This is a genomic window from Salimicrobium jeotgali (assembly GCF_001685435.2).
Lineage (GTDB): Bacteria > Bacillota > Bacilli > Bacillales > Halobacillaceae > Salimicrobium > Salimicrobium album.
Genome location: NZ_CP011361.2, coordinates 2,376,541 through 2,399,421 on the forward strand (window position 1 = coordinate 2,376,541; position 22,881 = coordinate 2,399,421).

A 22,881-nucleotide genomic window follows, 5' to 3' on the forward strand; every position below is an offset into this window, starting at 1 on the left:
TAAAAAAAGCCTTCTGCCACTTGTTTATTCTGGAGGGGCTTTTGTGGTCAAACGGATTCACTTGTTAATTGACTATTATCATTCTACACCCTTTCTCCTTATTTTTCAATCATATTATGTGGTAGAATGATAATACCTTTCATAAATAAAGGAGGAATCGCGTTGGAAAGACCTCCTACAGCTATATATGCCGTCCTTGCCGTAGCGGTCCTTTCCATTTCCGCTTCGGCTATATTCGTCAGGCTCGCAGGAGATGTACCCGCTGCTGTCATAGCCTTTTACCGGCTCGGCCTGGCCGTTGCGATCATGACACCATGGGTGCTTTTGAAACATCGGCATCACTTATCGTCCATTACAAGAAAAGATGCGTTATCTTCAATGCTGGCCGGTATTTTTCTGGCAGCTCATTTCATTTTATGGTTCGAATCGTTAAAATATACATCTGTCGCAAGCTCTGTCGTTCTGGTTTCCCTTCAGCCGATTTTCGCTTTCCTCGGAACATATTTCTTTTTCCGGGAACGTTTTTCGGCAGGGGCCGTCTTAAGTATGATGATCGCCATCACCGGGAGCGTCGTGATCGGCTGGGGAGATTTCCAGACAGGAGGAGGGGCTTTGTACGGGGATGTGCTTGCACTTCTCGGAGGAATGATGGTAACCGGGTACTTCCTGATCGGACAGAGCGTAAGAAAGCGTCTGACTCTCACTTCGTACACGTGGCTCGTCTACGGGATGGCTGCCGTGGCCTTACTTATTTACAACCTTCCCTCCCCCGCTTCCCTGGCGGGTTATGACGGGAATCAGTGGCTTGTCTTCCTGTCTCTTGCACTCATCCCTACCTTCCTCGGCCACTCTTTGCTGAACTGGTCATTAAAATGGGTGAGCACGTCCAAAATATCAATGGCCGTCCTGCTCGAGCCTGTCGGAGCTTCCATACTCGCTTACTTTCTCTTCGGAGAAAATCTGAGCTGGACGCAGCTCCTCGGCGGGGCCGTCGTCATCTTCGGACTGATGATTTTTCTGTTGAGCACGAGCGTAAAAAGAAAACCGACCCTGACGTATTCGGCGAGGAAACGGGGGTAAGTTTCTGTTACAATTATTATATTATCAACTTTAAGAGAGAGCAGGTGAACCGTTTTGACAGTTCAAATCGTTATCGACGGGGGAGCTGACGTTCCTTCCTCTTTCATTGAAAAACATGATATCAAAGTAGTTCCGCTCAACCTCCATTTCGGCGAAGAGGAATACAAGACCGGCGTCGACCTTGATCTCCCTGAATTTTACAGGAAACTGAAGGCTGCCGATGAACTCCCGCGCTCTTCGTCTCCGAGCCCCAACGATTTCTACGAAGCGTTCAAAGCCGTCCAATCTGACGTGCCGATTCTGAACCTGGCCCTGACGCAGGGGCTGAGCAGTACGTACGAGCATGCGGAAATGGGCAAAAAAATGCTTCTGGAGGAGGAACCGGACCGTACGATCGCCGTCATCAACACGAAGACCGCTTCCTGCGGTGTGGCTCTTCTGGCAGACGATGCCGTGAAAAGGATTAATGAAGAGATGTCTTTTCCGGACCTTGTCGCCCATATGGAAGAGCGTCTGGAGAAAGCGACGACCCTCTTCGTTCTGAAGACGCTCGAGAACGTCATCAAAGGCGGACGACTGGACCGTGTGAAAGGGGCCATCGCCAAAACCCTCAATATCAAACTTCTCATGAAAGCGACCGAAGAAGTGGGGGACATCGACGTTACGGAAAAGGTGCGCGGAAGCAAAAAAGCGGTACGTCGCCTTGTGGAACAGATCGGGGAGTATACGGGGGGCTTTGAAAACAAAACGATCGCCATTTCCCACTGTAATGATGAAGAGAATGCAAAAGCCCTGCTGGAAAAAATCCAGTCCGCCTATCCGTTCAAATCATCGATGATCACCGAAATGGGCCCTCTGATCTCCACGTATTCAGGAGAAGGCGGGCTCGTCGTGGCTTTTTACAAAGATTAGACAACTGCAGCATAAATAAAGCGGAAGGCCGGATGCACCCGGCCTTCCGCTTTTTTCAGCTTACGTTCCTTCCCCGCCGGTCACTCCGTATTGGAGAGGATCCGGTTTCGGAGACAATAGAGCGAGAATCACTGCCGTTACAGGGAAGATGAGGATAGCGAGTATCGCCTCCTGATAACCCCCGAACAGATCAAAGAATATACCAAAGGGAAGCGGGCCGAGGGCGGATCCTATAACCATGACCGTCTGCGCCAGACCTTTGATACTTCCGAGGTGCGTCCGGCCGAAATAATTGGGCCAGACGATATTAAGGGCTATCCTTTCAAATCCGTTCACCGCTCCCCACACCACCGCAAAAGAAAAGGCGAGAAGGGTGGAGCTTGTGAAAAACAGGAGGACGAGCGAAAGGATGTGCCCGAAAAAAGTGATGGCCAGTATGTAATGGATGGAAAAACGATCTGCCAGGTAACCGGTAAGAAAGGTCGTGGGAAAACCTACGATCGCCATCACGGTAAGTATGGTAGCCGCTATGCCGACCCCGAGACCCTTCATATCCATGATTGATACGACGTGGAAGGTGACGGCCGTGTTCACAAGAGCCGGTACCATAACACAGAAGAGAATAAACCAGAACGTCCTCGTCTGCATCGCCTGTTTCAATGTCCAGCTCACTTCGCTGATTTCACCGCTGATCTCCTCGTCCCCCGGTTTTTTATGCGGCGTCCCGTCCGGAAGGGCTCCCACATCTTTCGGCTGATTGCGAACCAGCCATACAGTTACCGGAATGAACAGCACCAGAATGGAGACACCGAGAATCACCCACGCACTTCGCCATCCGAAAGATTCGATGAGCCATGCGTTCAAAGGCGGAAACAGGGCAGAACTTGCGAACGTACCGACAGCCATTACGCTGAGGGCCCGCCCTCTCTTTTTGATGAACCACTGGGGGACCAGGGTATTCGGAACCAGCGTCATCGATCCCTGCCCGAGTAACCGGATCAGAAAGAAGCCGACGAACATCATAACCGGCCCGGTAATAGCCGAGTTCCAGAACAAAGCGAGTGCTAATCCGGAGCCCACCCCGATCATCATTACCCTCTGACCGAAACGATCGACCATTCTCCCTACCGTAAACAGAGTAATACCCGCTACCAGTGTAGCGGCTGAATACAGCCCGGAAACTGTGGAGCGGCTGAAACCGAAGTCTTCAATATAATAGTCGATAAAAATGGAATTTGAATAGGTCTGTCCCGGCCCGGAAAAGAACACGCTTAATGCGGCCACGAAGACGATCACCCAGCCGTAATAAAATTTCGTATGTATCGGCGGTTTATTACTCATAGACTCCTCCTCTTTTCCTGTCTATCCGCGACAAGTTTTCCGTTTTCCTTCAGACCACCATTATATTCCTTTTCAATGATAAAACAAACCTTTCTGTCGCATAAAAAAAGAGACAGAGCTTCGTCCGTCCCTTTCCTATGCGCCCACTTTTTTCTTCAGTTTGTTTTCCTGTACACCGAGCACCCGGTCGTCTCCTATAAACGTAACCGGCGTGCCGTAGATTCCTGCTTCCTGCAGTGTTTTCAAATACCCGGGGTCTTCGGAAAGCATTCTTTCTTCGTAGACCACCTCCCAGGAATCGAGCAATTCCCTCACTTTGTCACACTGTCCGCACGGTCTGCTCGTGTACAGTACAATACTTCCCTCACTCATTATTTAACCCTCCAGATCGTCCCATTTTTTTCTGTATCAGTGACGAAACAAATCTTCTACAAGTGTGTCGCCTTCCACTACGTCAAAACTTCTGTTTTCCGCTTTCGGCTGCATTAAAGCTTCAACAAGTACGGAGGCTACATCCTCTCTTGAAATGGAATTCCCTCCGTTCACGTGTTCATTAAGGAATACTTTTCCTGTCCCTGTCTCGCTGGTAAGCGGTCCCGGCCGCACGATAGTGTAAGGTACGCCTGACTTTTTCAGGTATTCATCAGCTCTATGCTTGGCAAACAGGTAGTGCTTGATTTCGCGGCTTCCCGCTTCCGGGCGGTCTGCTGCCATGGAACTGAGCATGACAAACCGCTGCACTCCGAAGTGTACGGCCCGGTCTACCGCTTTGATTGCACCTTCCTGGTCAATTATAATCGTCATCTCGGCCCCGGTATCCTGTCCGGACCCGGCTGCGAATATTACGGCATCCACATCCGCATAGGCAGATTCAAAATCTTTTTCCAGATCCCCCATAACGGCGGTTATACCCTTATTCTCAAACATTTCCTTCTGTTTTTTACTCCTGACCATAGCTACAGGTGTATAAGCCGTCCGGCTCAATTTATCCACTACCAGCTGGCCTACTTTCCCTGCGGCACCAATAATGAGTACATTCATCCACGTATACCTCCCGCCATATATCTATGCCTGTCCTTTCCCTTTCCCGAGGTTATAAAAACCCAAACAAAAAAGCAGGAGACCTTCCCTCCTACTTTTTCAATTCTTCGGCGTGCATCCCCAATTTTTTGATAAGAGGAATTATCTGTTCCTTCTCTTCAGTCGTAAGCCCTCCCATAACTGTTTCAAGGCGCTTCCAGTGGTCGGGGAAAATACGGTTCAGCAGCTCTTTTCCTTTTCCGGTGATTGCAGCATAAGTGATACGGCGGTCCGTAGGGCAGGGCACACGTTCAAGGTAGCCTTTCTTTTCGAGTTTGTCCACTACATACGTAATACTGCCGCTTGCGAGAAGAATCTTTTCTCCGATCTTCTGAAGCGGCTGCTCACCCTGGTGAAAAAGCAGTTCCATCACTCCGAACTCCGTAGGGTTCAAGCCATGTTTCTGAATGTCATCTTTAGCTAGATCGGCGACCGCTCTCTCCGCCTTCGCCAGCACTACGAACAATTTAAGAGAAGGGTCCTCTTTTTTCTTTCTGTAAAGTTCCTGTTCATCCATGGCCTTTCGTCCTCTCCTGTTATTATCGTTACTAGCAAGTATAGATATCCTTATTTACTATTGTCAAACCTGTTGCCTTGAGTGCGTATGTGTCATAATGAATATATACTCATTACGGGGGGAGGCGGTGGAAGGGCATGCTTAAAGATACGGGAGAAAGGGTCATACCGGAATTCACGAAACCCGAAAACAATATGCTTCTCGAACATATGGCACGTTATCAGTTTGCTCTCCGCTATATGTATGGAAGGGTATTGGACCTTTCCTGCGGGGCCGGGTACGGCACACACATGATTGCTAAAGGAAGAAAGCGAAAAGTGAGGGAAGTTATCGGAGTGGATATAAATGAAGAAATTATCCGCTATGCCAGGGGGAGATATTACCATCCGAATTCTTCCTTTCACGTCTATAACGCGACCGGGGAGACTCTGCCGGATGAACTCGGTACTTTCGACTGTATCGTCAGCTTTGAAACACTTGAACATATCGCGGAAGAGGAGAAGCTCCTCCGTAACTACTATCGTCTTCTGAAACCGGGAGGAACGCTTCTCGTCTCCACTCCCTTCGGTCAGGGAAGAGGGAAGCCGACCCGTTCCCCTTTCCATGTCCATCAGCTTACATCGGAAGAGTTCAGAGATTTGTTCACAGCATACGAACGGACTTCCTTTTACTATCAGGAAGGAGTGCTGATAGAACCGCCGCGCGAAAATGTGACCTATCCACTCGGAATCGCCGTCGCTTTCAAGCCTCACTCCTCAAAAGCTACGTGAGTCCCGCTCTCGCCGGTAAGGAAAGACAGGTGTTTCGGGAGGAGGGTAATTTCCGAAGGAGTCTCTCCTTCGATTTCCCCGTCCCGGTCCACCTCTTCCACCGGATCCGTCGTGACTTTTATGTGAGAAGCTTTTTTGTACTCCAGCTCCCGGAAGTTCTCTTCCTTCGTCCATGGACGATTCATCGTCATCAGTTCCCGGAACAGCCGGAAGTTCGAATCTTTGATGACCATTACGTTGAAATAACCGTCATCGAGTTTAACTTCGGGATCCGGAACCTGGCGGGTGCCAATAAAAGCACCGTTCATTACCATAAGCATCACGGCTTCGCCTTCCGTCTTACGGCCGTCGATTTCCAGCTGATACTCGAACGTCTCCGCCCCGCTCATCGTTTTGAAAGCACTTATGAAGTAGCTCAGTACTCCGAGACTGTCCTTCTGTTCCTCATCAATATTATACGACGTTCTCGTAACCAGACCTATTCCCCAGAAATTTGCAAAATAGCGACCGTCCGCTTTGCCAATGTCGACCGCTTTCGTTTCCCCGTTTACAATGGTCCGGGCGGCCTGGTTCAAATCCATCGGAATTCCGAGCATCCTCGCAAAATCGTTGCACGTCCCTGCCGGCAGCACGCCGAACCTGGGAGGGTTTTCTTCTTCTGCAAAGATATTCACACATTCATGGACCGTACCGTCCCCGCCCAGGATGAAAAATACGTCGATCTCATCTTTGTACCGTTTCGCCGTCTCGTGCAGATCTTCAATACTATCCGTCTGTACGGTGCTCAGTTCTTTCACCGCCTCTGCAAGTACCGGCAGCACCTGGGATAAATTATGTTCGATTTCGGCCTGACCGGCGTTCGCCTGATAGACCAGTAAGCCTCTGTCAAAACTAGCCATGTCATGTTCCTCCTTAAAGGTACGCTATGGATAGCATTTCCTTTCCTGCCCTTCTTTAAACAATAGATGGGGCCAAGACAGTTGTAAGGCAACTGGTAAGTTATAGTAAATTCAGTTAAAATGGTTTCATACTACACTTAGACGAAAAGGATGGACTCAATGGTATATTCTGTGAATTTATGGAAAATGTTTTTCAGGCATGATGATGAACTGTGGAAACTGAATGAAGCGAAGAAAATGCGGAAGGTGTGGCTCACCCTTATCTTCCTGCTTGCCGCTACCATCCTTACGTTCGTCTGGACAGCCTGGATCGGACTCGGAACAGCTCCTGTCTCGGCGAACATGACCGGCTTGAGCCTTTTTGAATATGAATGGCGGAAAGCCTGGTTCATGATCGGAAGAATCGGCTACTCCCTGCTGTTTTTCACTTTTATCCTTTTCTTTTCCACTCTGATTTTCTGGCTGTTCAACAGTGCTTCCTATAAAAAAATCCTGATCGTACAGATGAATGTTCTGCTTGTCATGCTTCTGGAGCGTATTACCTGGATACCTTTACTTACATATGCGGGACTGGACTGGTCCCTCTCCCCTCTTTCTTTCGGTATCATCGCTTCCTATTTTACAGAACTGACGTGGATCATCAGCTTTGCCGGGGCCGCTTCTCTTTTCCAGCTGTTCATCATCTGGTTTCAGGCTTCCTCCCTGAAAAAGATTTCCGCCACCCGCCCGGTATGGATCTGGACCGGTATCATCCTGTGGCACCTTCTATTGTGGAGCGGAGCGGCAGCCTTGAGTTTTTATGACCTGGAACTTGTTTACCTGCTGAGATAAAGAGAAAAGAAAGAGGTGTACATATGAAGAGAAAGAAGAAAATCCAAAGACGTATAGCCGGGACTGCAGTAATACTGCTCATCGCAGCTAACATCCTGCTTATCTTTTTCGACCATCAGAACAGAGTAGCCGAGAAATCCTATGTGAAAGAGTGGTCGCGCAGTTTCACTGCAGACATTTCCGAATACGTAGAAACAAAAGGAGTATTTTCCTCCGCTGACCGGCAGGAAGTGTACTTCGATAAAGAGAAAGGAAGTTTCAGCGGCTTTCTCGTACAAAAAGGGGATAAAGTCGAAAAAGGGGAAGAACTGTACGAGTATGAAGTGAAAAATTATGAAGCGGAACGGCGGGAACTGGAGTCGGAGATTACGCTTTTGGAAGAGGAGATCAGGGCTATCGAAGATTACCTCAGAGACGTAAGGTTCTACAACATCGAAGAGCCGGACACCGACATAGAAGATGAGAGTTACGATTACCCTGCTCCTTCCACTTACGTAGAAACTGAATTCGAAAAGGAAGAACAGACAGCAGAAAAAGAAATGGAGCTCACCCGGAAAGAGGCCGAACTGGCCATGTTCGAAGACCGGCTGAATCAGCTGGAGCAGGGCGGCGAGACTATAGCCGTCACCAGTACATTCGAAGGGACAGTCTCCGACGTAGCCGAAACTCTCAAAAATCCTGTACTTACCATCCAGTCCAGCGAACTGCTTATTCAGGGGGAACTTTCAGAATCCGATAGAGCAGATGTGACAGAGGGAATGTCCATACTGGCAAAAACACCGGAGGATGACAAAATCGCAGAAGGGAAGGTCTCACTTCTCCACGAATTCCCAGAAGATTCCGGTCTGCATGAAGAAAGCAGCTACGGATTCGAAGCAGCTATCACGACAGATACCGACGAACTCCTTGCCGGCTATCACACTAATTTGGACATCATAACAGCCAGCTCCCCGGAGACGACCGCTGTTTTCGAAAAGACTCTCGTTACAGAATCTCCTCCGTTTGTCTGGATAATGAATGAAGAGGGGAGTTTAGAGAAAAGGCCGGTGACGACCGGGTTAAGTGAGGGAGAAAAAACAGAAATCACGGAAGGAGTGCAGCCGGATGAGTGGCTGGCGCTAAAGAACAAAGGGACGCTCACCGCCGGCACCCCGTTCGTCTCTCCTCTCGACGCCGAAAATCTGGACTTGAAACGTCTCTTTACCGGGGATTCGGAAACGATGTTCACTTACGGTCTGCTCGGTCTTATAAACAGATGACTGAAGGCGTGCCTGTATCGTTTATATTTTCGCACCCCACCCTCCCTTCCCGTCCGGGGAGGGTCTTTTGTTTGCATTTCCCGGTTTCCGGTGCCACGATTAAAGTAACGCTTTTCCTACAGGGAAAGTCAGCTATTTATTACGTTTTACACAAATGAAAGGAACGATACTTATGAAACTGAGTGTATTAGATCAGTCACCGATATTATCAGACTCGAATCCACAGGAAGCTATGAGACAGACGACGGAACTCGCCTCTCACGTCGACCGGCTCGGCTATCACCGTCTCTGGGTCTCTGAACACCATAGTACGAATAGTCTGGCGGGCTCCGCCCCTGAGATTCTGGCGACCCATCTCGCCGCACATACAAAACGCATCCGCGTCGGGACGGGAGGAGTCCTCCTCCCTCACTACAGCGCCTACAAAGTAGCGGAAAGTTTCCGCGTTCTTGAGACGCTCCACCCCGGTCGTATCGATCTTGGTGTCGGGCGTGCACCAGGCGGCATGCCGAATGTCAACCTGGCACTGAACCGCGGTAAACTCCCAAGGGTCGAGGATTACCCGAAACAGGTGGAGCAGCTCATGAGTTACCTGCACGGGGAAGACCCTGCAGGAATGAATATTTACGCTACTCCAAAAGGAGATACGTCCCCCGAACTCTGGATGCTCGGATCCAGTGGAACGAGTGCCCGCCTGGCAGCGGACCTCGGTACTTCCTACTCTTTCGCCCATTTCATCAACGGGCACGGAGGCATGGGCGCGATGGACAGGTATAACAACCATTTCACCTCCTCCATCCAGCAGACGGAACCTAAAGGGAACGTCTCCGTATTCGCTGTTTGTGCGGATACACAGGAGAGGGCCGAATATCTTGCTTCCAGCCTTGATCTGGCTCTTTTGCTGATTGAACAGGGAGGCGTACGTCATCACTTCCCGACACCGGAAGAAGCGTTCAACTACTCCTACTCTTTCTTCCAGCAGGAAAGAATCAGGGAAAACCGGAAACGGATGGTAGTAGGAGATAAAGAAACAGTGAAACAGGAACTGGAATCTCTTGCCGATACCTACGGAGTAGATGAAATAATGGTGAACACCATCGTCCACCCGTTCGAAGAGAGGCTCCACTCTTACAAACTGCTTGCAGATGCTTTTAACCTGACACAGGAGGGATAGTACTATGCTTGCAATCGACCATATCGTCATTACTACACCCGATACCGAAAAAGAGAGGCTTTCCTTCACTTCCCGCTACGGTCTCCAGGGAAAAGAGGGAGGGTCACATCCGGGCTGGGGGACGCATAACGACCTCTGCTTTTTCGATAATCGTTTCTATATCGAGTGGCTCGGAGTTAACGATACTCAGAAAGCCGGAAAGTCCGAAAACCCTCTCATACGTCAGATGCTTCAGGAGCCTACCGGAGGCACTATCCAGATTGCTCTCTGCACCGACGCTATGGATGATTTTCTGGAGATGTACAATCGTCAGGGAATCGACTACGAAGGCCCTTTCCCCGGTTCCCGGGAGCAGGAAGACGGGTCACTGCTTGAGTGGCGTATGCTTTTTCCTGCCCACCCGTCCGTACCGCTGCCGTTTCTGATCGAATGGAAAGGGGATAATTTTCCTCAGGATTCCGTCTACATCAACCCTCTGGCTGATACGACGGTCGAATACGGGACCGGACTTGACCGTAAGAAGAGTGCGGAAGTGTTCAGGAAAATGTTCGGCTTCCCCGATGACGGTTCGGAATCATTCCATTTATCGAACGGTCAGCTCTTCGTTACGGAGCAGACTTCCATTACCACCTATCTCGATCACATCATGCTGTAGCTGCAGGAATTTTTCCTGCAGCTTTTTGTTACCGGCATTATCCCGATTCAGGCCAAAAAAAGACCCGGGTGTTTCCACCGCGGGTCCTTTCTCTATTATTAAAGAGTTTCCTGGAGAAAACTTTCCACTTCCTCCGGAGTCTTTGCATTGGCGCTGTGCAAGTGACCGATTTTTTTGCCTTTCTGGAAAATGAGGATGCTCGGAATCCCCATTACTTCATACTTCTCGGCAATGTCCGGCACCTGATCACGATCGACTACGAACCATTCGTACGTGTTGTATTCTTCCAGGATATCCCCGATAAACATATCCATCCGTTTGCAGTCCGGGCACCAGTCCGCCTCGAATTTCAAAATAACGGGCTCTTCCGATTCGATTGCAGCCTGAAACTGTTCTGTAGTATTAAGTTCTTTCATAATTATCCCCTTTCCTCTCTCTGTTATTTATACTCTACACGACCAAGTCCCCACGCGGCAAGCAAACCGCCCAAGAACGCAAGGATACTGATAAGCACCGGAACAGCACCGGCGGGCACTCCCGGAAAGATGACCGTCACCGATCCGAGCACAAGCCCGATAATCACCCCGTACGTTCCGGAAGGATAGTGATCGAGGAAGAACTTCACGATTTTACTCATGACAATGATACCGACCACGATACCCGCTCCGACGACGGCCATAACGTCCAGCTGGAAGTTTGAAATCCCTTCGATAACCGTGGAGTATACTCCGATGATCAGGAGAAGGAAAGAGCCGCTGATCCCCGGCAGAATCATCGCACTGCTCGCAATCATCCCCGAGAAGAACAGAAGAATATAAGCACCTGACGACAGATTACTCATCGCTCCAGACTCTTCAGGCTGAAAGAAGGCGAGCGAACTGACGAGCACGACCCCTATAAGCATCAGGATATAGTGCTTCGTTTTGAACTTATGTTTCACATCCGCTTTATGGCTGAGAAACGGAAGAACTCCGATAATCAGACCCAGAAAGAAAAACTTCGTCTGAGCCGGATAGTGCTCGAACAGCCATTCGATCAGATTCGCAAGCATGAGGATGGAAGTTATGATTCCAAGCCCCAGGGGCAGAAGAAATTTCAGGTGACGTTTCCATTCTTTACTGAAAAAACCGTTCACCGCTTCGATCAGACGGTCATATATCCCCAAAACTACGGCTATCGTGCCTCCGCTCACCCCGGGAACAACGTCGCTCGCTCCCATCATGAGGCCTCTGTATATATTTTTCCATTCCCACATACGCCAATACTCCTTCATATTCATTTATAGTTGCCTGTTTCATTGTACCAAACTATTCTACAAAGCCAACAGTAAGTACCATACATTTACAATTACGAGAAGAAAGGTAAGAATTTTTTCGACGATAGATCCCGTTCTGAACGTAATGAAAAAAGAATAGTGAGTTTTACTGAAAGGGTAGAAAAGAGGGATGCCCCGCTTCGTAATATAGTCGGCGAACAAATGGGAAGCACTCCCCGTGATCAGACCACCGAAATAATACCATGGCAGACCGAGCAGCCACTGGACGAAATAGCTGTACACAACGAGAAACAGAAGGAAGAATAGAGAGTGAGTCATCTTCCGGTGTCCACGTATCATGAGAAGCACAGGAAGCAGCAGCATCACGAACGTCTTCAGCGGTTCTCTATATGTATCAAAAAAGGAAGGAGCGAACAGGTAGACGATAAGGGTAATCGTGAAAATGGTGATAAGAATTCTCCAGAACTTCTGCCCGAGTTTTGAACGGGGAGTATCGATATCGGGTACGAGAGCCCCGAACAGCACAAACAGAAAAAACGCTATTACTTCCAGCGGTCGCTCGGGAAGGAACGGAAGAGCGGGCAGCATAGTTACGGCTGCTACGCCGAACGTGAACCCTACGACCTGGTGGCCTGGTGCCATCATATTAAAAAACCTCTTTCCCCAAAACATACATTCGCCCTTTATCATACCTTATTTTTTGCACATAAAAAAGTCCGGACGCAGAAAACGCCCGGACCTTTACAGCATACTATTCAGCTTTTACGTTCAATTCCACGTTAATGTTACCGCTTGTCGCTTTGGAGTAAGGGCAGACTTTGTGAGCTTCATTAACAAGCTCTTCCGCTTCCTCCTGGGATACACCTTTCACTGTAACGTTAAGGACGACCCCGATTTTAAGTCCTCCATCCGAAGAATCTTTCATCAGGCTGACGTCACCTGTGATTTCGGAATCGATATCTTTTTTCTTCTTGTCCGCTACCAAATTCAGCGCACCGTCAAAGCATGCAGAATAACCCGCTGCAAAGAGCTGTTCCGGGTTGGATCCTGTTTCATTACTTTCTCCCGGCTGTGCCAGATTAAGATCGATCAGACCGTCATCGGATTTTACGTGACCGTTCCGGCCGCCTTTTACCGTTGCGTGAGCTGTGAACATTACATCGCTCATAAATGAATCACTCCTTGAATTTGATAATTTCTCTTCCCTTCTGTTGTATACCTTATAAACGGAGGGGTTAAACATCCACTCATAACTTATAGTCTTCTTTCAGGGAAGCGGGAGCCATCTGTACGATCCGCTGAAGGATGAACGTCAGTACCGTCACGTCATCGATCACCCCGAAAAATATCAGGAAGTCGGGGATCACATCCCAGGGAAACAGAAAATATAACGTCACGAACAGTAAAGCCCCTGCTTTCTTCGCTCCCCTCACTTCCCCGGAGCGGAAAAAGGAAAGCAGAAACGGAATCGACTTCCGGAAATTGAAAAGAAACCTGATCCTTCTCCACATCTTCATAAATTTCACCACCATTTTTCTTAATTGCCTATGAAAGTTGTATGCTTTACTATATTAAGTAGAAGTGTGTCTCTCGCGAAGGAGGAACGAACGTGAATATTGTATTACTGAACGGTACGCTTACCGGTACGAAAACGGAGCGGATGCTGTCCCCTGTGGAAACCTATTTAAAAGAAAACGTATCGGGCATAACGATAAATAATATAAATCTGAAACACTATAACCTTCAGTTCGTCGATGGCCGTCCCCCCGAGGAGTACAACGATGATATGAAGGAACTGATCTCTTCCATCGAACGGGCCGATGGCTATGTCATAGCCACCCCTGTGTTTCAGGGAGGAATACCAGGAGCACTGAAGAACGTGTTTGATGCTATTTCCCCGCTCGCCATGCGTTACAAACCTGTTTCCATCATTGCTGTTGGCGGCACACTGCAGCACCACCTCGTCATTGAGAACCAGCTCAAACCGGTTCTGGACTATTTCCGGTGCCTTATCACGCCAAACTATGTCTATGCCCACCCCGGACATTTCACGGAAGATAAACAGCTGGAGAATGAAGAAGTAAAAAACAGGCTCATTGAAATGTCGCAGATTTTTCTCCGTTATCTCGAGATGGGACGGGACCTCTCCCCTTACAGAGTGGACATAAAGAAAGCCTGAAAGAGTGTTGTGAGGCAAAGTTCCGGCTTGAAGCACTCCGGACGTCCGTCGCTTGACCTCAGGACACAAAGAAACCCGAATAACTTTTATTCGGGTTTCTTTGCATCCAGTATTTTCGCTGATTACACGATATTCAGAACCTTATTTACGTAATTTTTCGTTTCCTGAAAGGGAGGGGTTCCGCCATATTTATCCACGTTGCCGGGGCCGGCGTTATAGGCTGCAAGAGCCAGCTGCTCATTTCCATCATAGCGGGTAAGCATATCACGTAAGTATTTAGTGCCTCCCATAACGTTTTCTTCCGGGTTCATCGGATCCCTGACCCCGAGAGCATCAGCCGTGCCGGGCATCAGCTGCATAAGCCCCTGTGCTCCTGCATGACTTACAGCTTCCGGGTTGAAATTCGATTCGGCCTGTATTACGGAACGTATGAGATCTTCCCGCACCCCGAAACGTTCGGAAGCTTCACGGATCAAACCGTCCACGTCGCTCTTTTCGCTTTCCTCTTCACCGGAGATTTCCGTAATAGGAGGTGCCTGGACACCGATAAAAATCTGAACCGGAGTCTGTGCTTCTTTCTCCTCCGCTGAAGACAGCAGCGTGTCCATAGAAGCCTTCAATATATTTTGAAACAACATCTGCTGCAGCCCGGCTCCCGGACTTTCCACCCCTCTGTTTCCCTGAAAGTTCTTCGTCGCCTGCATCTGCATCATGGGTTGGAAATCATTCATGTTGATCAATAGCCATACCTCCGCTGTATAGTGTTTCTTCTATCATACTCGAGCGACAGGAATTGGACAACTGTTTTCAGGAATTAACTTCCATTCTCACTTCCCGAAAAAAAGGTCGAACACGTTATAATCCTCCGAGACGTCTCTATTGAAAAATTCCGAGTACCCGCAGTTTTCGCAGGAAACTACGATAAAATCGTTACTTTCCGTATCGAACATCTTTGAAACACCCGGACCGTTCATAGTCACTTCCTTCATCCCGGCTTTCGTACTCCCGCATTTCACACAGCCTTTTTCAGCCATTGCTGTCTTCCTCCTTCCGATTTTATTTCACGCGTCTTGCCGCCTGCTGCAAAGCATCCCATACACTATTGTAAGGAGGTGCGTAAGCAAGGTCGAGATCGAGCAGGTCTTCTGCAGTCATTTCATTATAAAGAGCGGTAGCCATAACATCAATCCGTTTATCCACGCCGTAAGGTCCTATGATCTGTACTCCCAGAAGCTTTCCGGTCTCCGGTTCTGTGAGCATCTTTATCGACATCGGTTCTTCATCGGAATAATATCCGGCAGCGTTTGTTGCTTCAACGTACACTTTTTCCACCGGTATATTTTCTTCCTCCGCTTCCTTTTCCGAAAGGCCGGTCTTGCCTATCGTAAGATCGAAGAACTTCAGAATGGACGTCCCCACGATCCCTTTAAATGATTTACGGTGGCCGCTCAACACCAGTCCGGCAATTCGTCCCTGTTTATTGGCATGAGTGCCGAGGGGGATAAAGTCATTTCTTTTCTTCAGTCGGTGGTACTGCACAGCGCAGTCTCCCGCTGCGTAAACGTGCGGAAGATTCGTTTCCATGAAACGGTTCACTTCGATAGCTTCGTTCTTCGCAGTGTAAATACCCGTCCCTTTCATAAAGCTTGTGTTAGGTGTGACGCCCGTAGCCACAACAACGAGGTCGGTTTCAAATTCTCCCTGTTCCGTCACGACTTTCTGCACATACTCTTCCCCTTCAAGTCTTTCCACCGAGCTGTTCCGGGTTATTCTCACACCCTGCTTTTCGGCTTCTTCTTGTATCAGTTTGCCCATATCACCATCGACCATGGAACCCGGATAATCACTCCGGGTAATGATGTGGACATCTTTGCCGATTTCTCTGAAGTTCTCGGCTACTTCAAGACCTATATAACCACTGCCTATTACCGTCACTTTCTCCACATCTTCGGAAAGATCCGCCATAATCTCTTTCGCATCCGGTATCGTCTTCAGGGCGTGCACTCCTTGGAGATCTTTTCCTTTCCACGGAGGGAGCATGGGACTGACCCCCGAAGCCACGAGAAGTTCATCATAACTTTCTTCGAACTTTTCACCGTCCTGATTGATACCATACACTTTGCGTTTACTGCAATCCACAGAAGTGACCTCATGATTCACTCTTGCATCGATACCGTATTTATCTCTGAACGTTTCCACGTCCCTGGCGATCAGGTCGTCCGTCGAAGGTACGGTCCCGCTGATGACGTAGGGAAGACCGCACTGACCGTAAGAGTAGACCTCCCCTTTTTCGAGCACTACCACCTCGGGGTTTTCCGTGTTACGCACTACCTGCATCGCTGCACTCATCCCGGCAGCATCCCCGCCAATTATAACTAATTTCACAACGTAACCCCCTAAGTATAAAAGTGAAACCACCCGCAATGGGAAGCACGGCCCGAGGAGAGAGGACTCACCGTCTGGAACCGCGGACTTCCGGATGGTTTTTAAAAACAGTATGACTCTTTAAAACGGAAATTCGCGGTACCCGTTCATGACACCGATCCATTTCACTGTCGTGAACTTATCCAGGGCCCATTCTCCACCGAAACGGCCAATACCGGACTGTTTCTCACCGCCGAATGCTACGTGTGCTTCGTCGTTTACAGACTGGTCGTTGATGTGGATCATACCTGTTTTCACCTGTTTGGCTACTTCCACGCCCCGGTTCACATCTTTTGTGAATACTGAACCGGACAGCCCGTAAGGAGTACCGTTCGCGACTTCTATCGCTTCTTTTTCACCGGAGACTTTAATAACCGACGCTACAGGACCGAACACTTCTTCTTTCGCCAGTGCTTTTTCGTTATCCATATCAGTCAGTATGGTCGGAAGCAGTACATTTCCTTCCGCTTTACCTCCGGTCAGCAGTTTTCCGCCTTCCTGTACCGACTGATCGATGCCTTCAAGAATACGATCCACCTCGTCTTTGGCGATCAGAGGTCCTACCATCGTCTTCTCGTCCTGAGGATCACCGTACGGGAGACTTTCCACTTTTTCCTTGAATTTCTGAACAAATTCATCGTGTACATCTTCATGCACAACGAGACGATTCAGGGACATGCAGATCTGGCCCTGGTGTAAATATTTGCCGAACACGGCGGCTTCGACAGCTCTGTCCACGTCCGCATCCTCCAGCACGATCATAGCGTTGTTACCACCGAGTTCAAGAGCTGTATCCTTGATGTTTTTCCCGGCCAGTTCCCCGATGTGACTTCCTACTTCCGTGGAACCGGTGAACGAGAACATTTCAGGAATCGGATGAGTGATGAATTCATCACCGATTTCAGAACCTCTTCCGACTACTACGTTGACAAGTCCCTTAGGGAAACCTGCTTCTTCCGAAAGCTCCGCAAGCAGAAGACCGGAAGTGACCGGAGTATGGGAGGCCGGTTTAATGACTACGCCGTTCCCGCTGGCGAGCGCAGGGGCAAGGGAACGGGCTGTTAAGTGGAACGGGAAGTTCCATGGCCCTATTACACCGATTACGCCTTTCGGATCACGATACACCCTGTTTTCTTTTCCGGGAGTGTTGGAAGGGATGATTTCCCCTTTCATGCGTGTCGGAAAAGAAGCTGATTCCGTAATGATATCGAGAGCCGCGCTGTATTCGACTTCCGCTTTCACCCGCGTGCTTCCGGCTTCCGTGATCAGCCACTCCACGATTTCTTCTTTTCTTTCTTTGACCAGATCGATCCATTTCAAAAAAATGTCCCGCTTCTCTGCAGGAGTTTTCTCTTTCCACTGCTGTTGGGCCTGTGCTGCAGCTTTGTAGGCTTTATCCAGATCTCCGGCACTTGCGGACGGAATAGTTGCAATTACTTCATCATTGTAAGGGTTTTTATTTTCAATAGTTTTGTCGCTCGAACCTTTGACCCATTCTCCATTTATATATTGATTAGTGTATGTCTTCATAATTGTTATCTCCTCCGTAAACATATTCAGTCTGTTTATTCACTTTTATAGATACTCTCAAACATCCCCCCTGGGATGAGCAGCTGGAACGTTTGTATGATCCGTAATGTATGTTACTATATGAACATATAGTCATATAAGGAGGCACCTCAATGTCACACCACCACCATCATCATGAGACCACCGGAAATATTAAGGTCGCTTTTTTCCTTAACTTTTTCTTTACGATCATAGAACTGATCGGTGGTCTTCTCACAAACAGTATCGCTATCATCTCGGATGCTCTGCACGACCTGGGGGACTCTCTTTCGCTTGGTCTCGCCTGGTTTCTTCAGAGATACTCGAATAAGGACCAGTCAAACAACTATTCTTTCGGTTATAAACGCTTTTCCCTGCTGGCGGCCCTGACTAACAGTGTCGTACTGATCACGGGCTCTATTTTCATCCTGACGGAAGCCGTACCGAGGCTGTGGAATCCGGAGACACCGAGTACCCTCGGAATGATAGGTCTCGCCGTCCTCGGTATCATCGTTAACGGTGCAGCTGTCTTCCGGCTCCGTGGCGGAGATTCCATGAACCAGAAGGTGATGTCATGGCACATGCTCGAAGACGTTCTCGGCTGGGCAGCCGTGCTGGTCGTCGGAATTGTAATGACTTTCTTCGACCTGCCTATCCTGGACCCGCTTGCTTCCATCGGTATTACGCTGTTCATCCTTTACAACATCGTAATCAATCTTATCAAAACGATGCGACTTTTCCTTGAAGCAGTACCGGAATCAGTGGACTTTGACAGGATAACTAGAGAGATCCGCAACGTTCCCGAAGTCAAATCCGCCCATCATACCCATCTGTGGTCTTTGGACGGGGAAAACCATGCCTTTTCCACTCACGCTGTAGTAGCTGCGGAAGCGACGAAGGAGGAAGTGTGCAGGGCGAAAAAAGCGATCACTTCCATCCTTGAAGATATCCGGCTGGATCACATTACCATTGAAATAGAATACGAAGATGAACTATGCAGTATGGCTGAGGAGGATGAGTATGAGTGAATCTGTCACACAAGAGACGATACAGAAAACGGCCGACACTTTTAAAGTGCTTTCCGATCCGACGAGGATCCGGATCCTGCATTATCTCTGTCAGAAAGAAGCCTCGGTCTCCGACATAGCTTCCGGGCTCGACCTGAAACAGTCTACAGTTTCTCATCAGCTGCGCACCCTCAAGCTCTACCGGCTGGTGACACATCGCCGGGAAGGGACAAGTATTTACTATACGTTCAAAGACGATCACGTTATGCAGACGCTTGAACAGATGATCGACCATATTGAAGAATGACAGGGGAGATGAGTATGGAATTCAGAAAAGCAGCCGCGGAAGACGTCGCAGAAATCATGCCTATTATACAGGAAGCCCAGCAGCAGTTCCGGGAACGGAACATCAGCCAGTGGACGAACGGTTATCCCGATGAAGCAACTATATCGGAAGACATCGGGCTCGGAGAAAGTTACGTACTTACTCAATCCGGAGTTATTATAGCGAGTACAGTCATCTCTCCCCGTGAGGAAATGACTTACCGTACCATTTACGAGGGGGAATGGATGAGCCGGGGAGACTATCTCGTCATACACCGGCTTGCAGTGAAGAACGATATGAAAAAACAGGGCCTTGCCTCTCTTCTGTTAAAAGAGACAGAAAAGATGGCCCGTGACCGTGCTATTCCGAGCGTGAAAGTGGATACGCATGAACGGAACGTACCGATGCAGCAACTGCTTCTGAGCCACGGCTATACCTACTGCGGAGTTATTTATTTAACGGAAGGCAGCAAACGGCTGGCCTACGAAAAACTGGTGCAATAAAAATCAAAAAAGCGCGACGACAAAGTCGCCGCACGCATTTTCTTTACATATCCAGCTGTTGTGGAGTTTCATCACTTTCATTCATGAGGCGGATCGTTTCAGGAAAAATCTCAAGTACGATGTAGTCGGGATCTTCTTTTCCGCCGAGCCAATGTTTCATATGGTCGTTCCACACGCGGTCCTTGATGTCCTGGTCATCACGAATGTTGGCCTGACCCTGGATTTCAAGGAATCCGTCTCCGTAGCCTTCCCCTTCATATCCGAGAAGGATGTGGACGAACGGGTTCTCGTCGATTTCTTCCGCTTTGTACGTCTCTCTGTCCGTCGGAGTGAATAACGTCAGATTCTCGTCGTGCTGAAACGTCATATAACGGGTATGAGGCTTATTATTTTTAACAGTGGCCAGCGTACCTACATTATTATCCTTCATAATACTACTGATATGCTGTTTCAATTCTTCCTGGTTCATATTACATTCCCCTTTCGACTGCTTTGAATTCTTTACCCACTATTACCTTTCTCCTTTCTTTCTAAACTTTGGAAATTCGCGGGAGTTTTTTTTCGTCAAAAAATTCGCTATAATTAAATGGCAATCGGGTAAACGTTATAAACAAGGAGGAATTATCAATGTCATTTGCTACTTCAATTAACTGTATGGACGGCAGAGTCCAGCTTCCGGTCATCAACTGGATGAAAGATACATACGGGGTGGAATACATCGATATGATTACGGAAGCCGGTCCCAACAAGGTCCTGCTCGAAGGCAGTGCCGGTCAGCTTGAAGAGATTAAGAAAAAAGTTCTTGTTTCTACAGAGAAACATGGATCAGGAACAATCACAATCGCGGGGCATCACGACTGCGCCGGGAATCCGGCGGACCGCTCTCAGAAGGAAAAAGAAATAAAACGCGCCGTGGAACTGATTGAAACGTGGGACCTCGGAGCCGAAGTCGTCGGCCTTTATGTTAACGAAAACTGGGAAGTGGAAGTCGTAACTGAGTAACTCTTATCCAAAAAGGAGGGGTATTGTGGAAGAATTCGTCGGCTACTGCGCTTCCTGCGGAAAAGAAGTTTATTGTAAGGACGGATTCCTGGACGGCATCGTTACGGAAGATAAACAGCTGTACTGCTTTACGTGCGGAGAAGACAAATAAAATACCGTCCTCTGTTTCAAGAACCTCCGATGAGCAATTCATCAGAGGTTCTTTTAAGTGACCGGCGGTTTTCCGAATCCTTATTCTCATAACTGTAACGAACTGGTAAGATGGAAAGAACTATTATTTATTAGCGCGGGAGGCGGTTACCATGAGCAGAAACATGTCTATGATCTCCATCGCAGCCGGGGCTGCTCTGTGGGGGATTATCGGTCTGTTCGTCACATTTCTGTACGACTACGGCTTCACGCCTGTCCAGGTGGTGGCCGTCCGGGTAAGCAGTGCCGCTCTGCTGCTGCTCATTTATACATATTTTAACGGGAAGAAAGACCTCCGGATTAACTGGAAAGACAGTCACTATTTTATCGGCACCGGTATCATCAGCATCGTGTTCTTCAATCTCTGTCTATTTATAGCTATGGAGGAAACTTCCATAGCTGTCGCTGTTACCCTGTTGTACACCGCCCCCGCCTTCGTTACGATATTCTCCCGGTTCCTGTTCGGAGAACTGTTTACCGGGAACAAAATTCTCGCACTCGCCATCACGCTCATCGGCTGCTCACTCGTCGTCGGACTGATTCCGTTTTCCGGTTTCAGCCTTTCCCTGTATGGAGTACTGGCAGGGCTCGGGTCCGGATTCTTTTATGCGTTGTACAGCATATTTGCAACGTATGCCCTGCGGAAGTATTCCTCGGTAACGGTGACGGTGTATACATTCGTATTCGCAAGTATAGCCATTCTCCCATTCGCCGGACTTGGTGATATAAAAAGCACTTTCACTCTTCCCGCTGTCTGGCTGAATATCGGCGGCATAGGTCTCTTTTCCACCACTCTTGCCTTCCTGCTGTACACGAAAGGGCTTGAGAAAATCGAGTCGAGCCGGGCTTCGATTATAGCCACCATCGAACCGGTGGCGGCCACGCTCCTAAGTTTTTTCGTGTTCCGCGAAATTCTGACTTCGTGGCAGCTGGCCGGTTTCATTCTTGTAGTAACAGCGGTCATCCTTGTTCAGAGACGTCCCCGTTCGCCTTTCGCAAAGCGAAAAGCGTCATGAAGGACACCGCCTGTTCCAGCATCGGCGTGGAGAGATTCTCCGGAGCTCCTTCTTTAGGTACGGAAGACATCCCCTCAACCGTCCACCCGTGAGTGCCGGCCAGACGTTCGAATTCCCATGGCATCATCGTATTGCATACGATGTCTTCCCCTTCAAGTCTCGGATAACTGTTACTTCTCGGACCGGCAGCAGGACCAAGAATACCTGCGACCATTATCCCTCCAGGCTTTACGACACGGTGGATTTCATTCAAGCCGTGCAGGGGTGATGCCACCCATTCCAGACAGTTGATGGCCATCACGCTGTCGAAGGTCGCATCTTCAAAAGGGAGTTCGGCAAGATCGGCCTGCTGGAAGTGGATACCGCTCCAGCGCTCTTTTGCCATTTCAATCATTTTCGACGAAATATCGATACCGGTCACCTCATACCCCGAGCGTCTCAGCATCTCGCTCCCCTCTCCATCGCCACATCCAATATCAAGAACCGTAGATCCTTCAGATACGAAGGACTGCATAAATGGAAGAACCGTTTTTCTGCTTCCTTCTTTCCACATTTTTTCACTTCTCTGACCCCAGTTTCCAGAAAAATTATCCCACTTCTCTTCCGCTTTCTCATGCCATCTTTTATCGATCATTATTTTTTCCTCCTTGTTATTTCATTTAATCTTATGTATGATAGAATCAATATATAGTAATTATATTTTAAAAAACACAATATATAGATCGAAAAACAGATGCTCACAGAGCTTAATAGGGAATCCGGTAAGAAACCGGAGCTGCCCCCGCAACTGTAAGTATCCGCGAAACAGCATCTCCACTGTAGATTACTACGGGAAGGGCTGGAGTAAGATCGGGTACGAGCCAGGAAACCTGTCTGTTTTTCATCGGAAAGTTT

General features: G+C 48.7%; 30 protein-coding genes and 1 riboswitch. Of the genes, 14 read left to right on the forward strand and 16 right to left on the reverse strand.

The features are described 5' to 3' along the window. Positions 1–162 precede the first annotated feature (162 nt). Together AAV35_RS11925 and AAV35_RS11930 are read left to right on the forward strand one after the other, a co-directional pair. Positions 163–1,080: a DMT family transporter gene (locus tag AAV35_RS11925; RefSeq protein ID WP_008591046.1), complete on the forward strand. Its 918-nt coding sequence runs from the start codon at positions 163–165 to the stop codon at positions 1,078–1,080. Between the two features lie 54 nt (positions 1,081–1,134). Continuing rightward, entirely contained in the window at positions 1,135–1,992 is an 858-nt protein-coding gene (locus AAV35_RS11930; protein ID WP_008591044.1) for a DegV family protein, read from the forward strand. Between the two features lie 60 nt (positions 1,993–2,052). Here AAV35_RS11930 and AAV35_RS11935 read toward each other — a convergent pair whose 3' ends face one another. The 4 genes from AAV35_RS11935 to AAV35_RS11950 form a co-directional block, all read right to left on the reverse strand. Next, on the reverse strand, positions 2,053–3,333 hold the full coding sequence (locus tag AAV35_RS11935; RefSeq protein WP_008591042.1) for an MFS transporter: 1,281 nt from the start codon (positions 3,331–3,333) through the stop codon (positions 2,053–2,055). A 135-nt stretch (positions 3,334–3,468) separates the two neighbouring features. After that, a complete protein-coding gene (locus AAV35_RS11940) occupies positions 3,469–3,705 on the reverse strand; it encodes a glutaredoxin family protein (protein ID WP_008591041.1) in 237 nt (78 codons plus the stop codon). Positions 3,706–3,741: 36 nt separating this feature from the next. After that, positions 3,742–4,374 (reverse strand): SDR family oxidoreductase, encoded by a 633-nt coding sequence (locus AAV35_RS11945; protein ID WP_008591040.1) that lies wholly within the window; start codon positions 4,372–4,374, stop codon positions 3,742–3,744. A 91-nt stretch (positions 4,375–4,465) separates the two neighbouring features. After that, complete coding sequence (locus AAV35_RS11950; protein ID WP_008591038.1) at positions 4,466–4,930, reverse strand: MarR family winged helix-turn-helix transcriptional regulator; 465 nt, start codon at positions 4,928–4,930, stop codon at positions 4,466–4,468. 137 nt (positions 4,931–5,067) lie between these two features. Between AAV35_RS11950 and AAV35_RS11955 the strand changes: the two genes are divergently transcribed. After that, complete coding sequence (locus AAV35_RS11955) at positions 5,068–5,700, forward strand: class I SAM-dependent methyltransferase (RefSeq protein ID WP_008591036.1); 633 nt, start codon at positions 5,068–5,070, stop codon at positions 5,698–5,700. On the opposite strand, the gene AAV35_RS11960 is transcribed toward AAV35_RS11955, so the two are convergent. After that, positions 5,679–6,599, reverse strand: a complete 921-nt coding sequence (locus AAV35_RS11960; RefSeq protein WP_008591033.1) for a diacylglycerol/lipid kinase family protein — start codon at positions 6,597–6,599, stop codon at positions 5,679–5,681. The two genes, AAV35_RS11955 and AAV35_RS11960, sit on opposite strands and share 22 nt — an antisense overlap. Positions 6,600–6,758: 159 nt before the next feature. On the opposite strand from AAV35_RS11960, the gene AAV35_RS11965 reads away from it, so the two are divergent. The 4 genes from AAV35_RS11965 to AAV35_RS11980 all read left to right on the forward strand — a co-directional run bounded on the left by AAV35_RS11965 (position 6,759) and on the right by AAV35_RS11980 (position 10,518). Next, a complete protein-coding gene (locus AAV35_RS11965; RefSeq protein WP_008591031.1) occupies positions 6,759–7,430 on the forward strand; it encodes a hypothetical protein in 672 nt (223 codons plus the stop codon). 23 nt (positions 7,431–7,453) lie between these two features. Beyond that, a complete protein-coding gene (locus tag AAV35_RS11970; RefSeq protein WP_008591030.1) occupies positions 7,454–8,689 on the forward strand; it encodes an efflux RND transporter periplasmic adaptor subunit in 1,236 nt (411 codons plus the stop codon). 172 nt (positions 8,690–8,861) lie between these two features. Continuing rightward, complete coding sequence (locus tag AAV35_RS11975; RefSeq protein WP_008591028.1) at positions 8,862–9,863, forward strand: LLM class flavin-dependent oxidoreductase; 1,002 nt, start codon at positions 8,862–8,864, stop codon at positions 9,861–9,863. Positions 9,864–9,867: 4 nt separating this feature from the next. Continuing rightward, on the forward strand, positions 9,868–10,518 hold the full coding sequence (locus AAV35_RS11980) for a VOC family protein (protein WP_008591025.1): 651 nt from the start codon (positions 9,868–9,870) through the stop codon (positions 10,516–10,518). A gap of 98 nt (positions 10,519–10,616) precedes the next feature. Here the strand turns inward: AAV35_RS11980 and AAV35_RS11985 are convergent, their stop codons facing one another. The 5 genes from AAV35_RS11985 to AAV35_RS12005 form a co-directional block, all read right to left on the reverse strand. After that, complete coding sequence (locus AAV35_RS11985) at positions 10,617–10,934, reverse strand: thioredoxin family protein (RefSeq protein WP_008591023.1); 318 nt, start codon at positions 10,932–10,934, stop codon at positions 10,617–10,619. Between the two features lie 23 nt (positions 10,935–10,957). Further along, positions 10,958–11,773: a DUF368 domain-containing protein gene (locus AAV35_RS11990; RefSeq protein WP_008591020.1), complete on the reverse strand. Its 816-nt coding sequence runs from the start codon at positions 11,771–11,773 to the stop codon at positions 10,958–10,960. A gap of 57 nt (positions 11,774–11,830) precedes the next feature. Next, the gene (locus AAV35_RS11995) at positions 11,831–12,439 is read right to left on the reverse strand and encodes a metal-dependent hydrolase (protein ID WP_008591018.1); all 609 of its coding nucleotides are present in this window, start codon (positions 12,437–12,439) and stop codon (positions 11,831–11,833) included. Between the two features lie 106 nt (positions 12,440–12,545). After that, positions 12,546–12,962 (reverse strand): organic hydroperoxide resistance protein, encoded by a 417-nt coding sequence (locus tag AAV35_RS12000; RefSeq protein ID WP_008591016.1) that lies wholly within the window; start codon positions 12,960–12,962, stop codon positions 12,546–12,548. Between the two features lie 79 nt (positions 12,963–13,041). Next, complete coding sequence (locus AAV35_RS12005) at positions 13,042–13,311, reverse strand: YkvA family protein (protein ID WP_008591014.1); 270 nt, start codon at positions 13,309–13,311, stop codon at positions 13,042–13,044. Between the two features lie 92 nt (positions 13,312–13,403). Here AAV35_RS12005 and AAV35_RS12010 point away from each other — a divergent pair, with 92 nt between their 5' ends. Beyond that, complete coding sequence (locus tag AAV35_RS12010) at positions 13,404–13,973, forward strand: NADPH-dependent FMN reductase (protein WP_008591012.1); 570 nt, start codon at positions 13,404–13,406, stop codon at positions 13,971–13,973. A 122-nt stretch (positions 13,974–14,095) separates the two neighbouring features. Here AAV35_RS12010 and AAV35_RS14630 read toward each other — a convergent pair whose 3' ends face one another. The 4 genes from AAV35_RS14630 to AAV35_RS12030 form a co-directional block, all read right to left on the reverse strand. Next, on the reverse strand, positions 14,096–14,704 hold the full coding sequence (locus tag AAV35_RS14630; RefSeq protein WP_065757373.1) for a lytic transglycosylase domain-containing protein: 609 nt from the start codon (positions 14,702–14,704) through the stop codon (positions 14,096–14,098). Between the two features lie 96 nt (positions 14,705–14,800). Then, entirely contained in the window at positions 14,801–15,007 is a 207-nt protein-coding gene (locus AAV35_RS12020; protein WP_008591009.1) for a zinc ribbon domain-containing protein, read from the reverse strand. 22 nt (positions 15,008–15,029) lie between these two features. Beyond that, entirely contained in the window at positions 15,030–16,358 is a 1,329-nt protein-coding gene (locus AAV35_RS12025; RefSeq protein WP_008591007.1) for an FAD-dependent oxidoreductase, read from the reverse strand. A 120-nt stretch (positions 16,359–16,478) separates the two neighbouring features. Continuing rightward, on the reverse strand, positions 16,479–17,927 hold the full coding sequence (locus AAV35_RS12030; protein WP_008591006.1) for an aldehyde dehydrogenase family protein: 1,449 nt from the start codon (positions 17,925–17,927) through the stop codon (positions 16,479–16,481). 152 nt (positions 17,928–18,079) lie between these two features. Here AAV35_RS12030 and AAV35_RS12035 point away from each other — a divergent pair, with 152 nt between their 5' ends. From AAV35_RS12035 to AAV35_RS12045, 3 genes are read left to right on the forward strand one after another with little or no spacing between them, the layout of a single operon-like run. After that, positions 18,080–18,973 (forward strand): cation diffusion facilitator family transporter, encoded by an 894-nt coding sequence (locus AAV35_RS12035; protein ID WP_008591004.1) that lies wholly within the window; start codon positions 18,080–18,082, stop codon positions 18,971–18,973. After that, positions 18,966–19,259 (forward strand): ArsR/SmtB family transcription factor, encoded by a 294-nt coding sequence (locus tag AAV35_RS12040; RefSeq protein WP_008591002.1) that lies wholly within the window; start codon positions 18,966–18,968, stop codon positions 19,257–19,259. The genes AAV35_RS12035 and AAV35_RS12040 overlap by 8 nt, the downstream gene beginning before the upstream one ends. Positions 19,260–19,273: 14 nt before the next feature. Next, complete coding sequence (locus tag AAV35_RS12045; protein ID WP_008591000.1) at positions 19,274–19,780, forward strand: GNAT family N-acetyltransferase; 507 nt, start codon at positions 19,274–19,276, stop codon at positions 19,778–19,780. A 43-nt stretch (positions 19,781–19,823) separates the two neighbouring features. On the opposite strand, the gene AAV35_RS12050 is transcribed toward AAV35_RS12045, so the two are convergent. After that, on the reverse strand, positions 19,824–20,249 hold the full coding sequence (locus tag AAV35_RS12050) for a pyridoxamine 5'-phosphate oxidase family protein (protein ID WP_008590999.1): 426 nt from the start codon (positions 20,247–20,249) through the stop codon (positions 19,824–19,826). A 158-nt stretch (positions 20,250–20,407) separates the two neighbouring features. On the opposite strand from AAV35_RS12050, the gene AAV35_RS12055 reads away from it, so the two are divergent. The 3 genes from AAV35_RS12055 (at position 20,408) to AAV35_RS12060 (ending at position 21,987) form a co-directional block, all read left to right on the forward strand. Beyond that, entirely contained in the window at positions 20,408–20,782 is a 375-nt protein-coding gene (locus AAV35_RS12055) for a carbonic anhydrase (protein ID WP_008590997.1), read from the forward strand. Positions 20,783–20,807: 25 nt separating this feature from the next. After that, complete coding sequence (locus AAV35_RS14635) at positions 20,808–20,933, forward strand: hypothetical protein (RefSeq protein WP_008590996.1); 126 nt, start codon at positions 20,808–20,810, stop codon at positions 20,931–20,933. Positions 20,934–21,084: 151 nt separating this feature from the next. After that, complete coding sequence (locus AAV35_RS12060; RefSeq protein ID WP_008590994.1) at positions 21,085–21,987, forward strand: DMT family transporter; 903 nt, start codon at positions 21,085–21,087, stop codon at positions 21,985–21,987. Here the strand turns inward: AAV35_RS12060 and AAV35_RS12065 are convergent. Next, positions 21,932–22,621 (reverse strand): class I SAM-dependent methyltransferase, encoded by a 690-nt coding sequence (locus AAV35_RS12065; protein ID WP_008590993.1) that lies wholly within the window; start codon positions 22,619–22,621, stop codon positions 21,932–21,934. The genes AAV35_RS12060 and AAV35_RS12065 overlap by 56 nt on opposite strands. 80 nt (positions 22,622–22,701) lie before the next feature. Further along, positions 22,702–22,878, forward strand: a riboswitch (cobalamin riboswitch). The last annotated feature ends 3 nt before the right edge of the window (positions 22,879–22,881 follow it).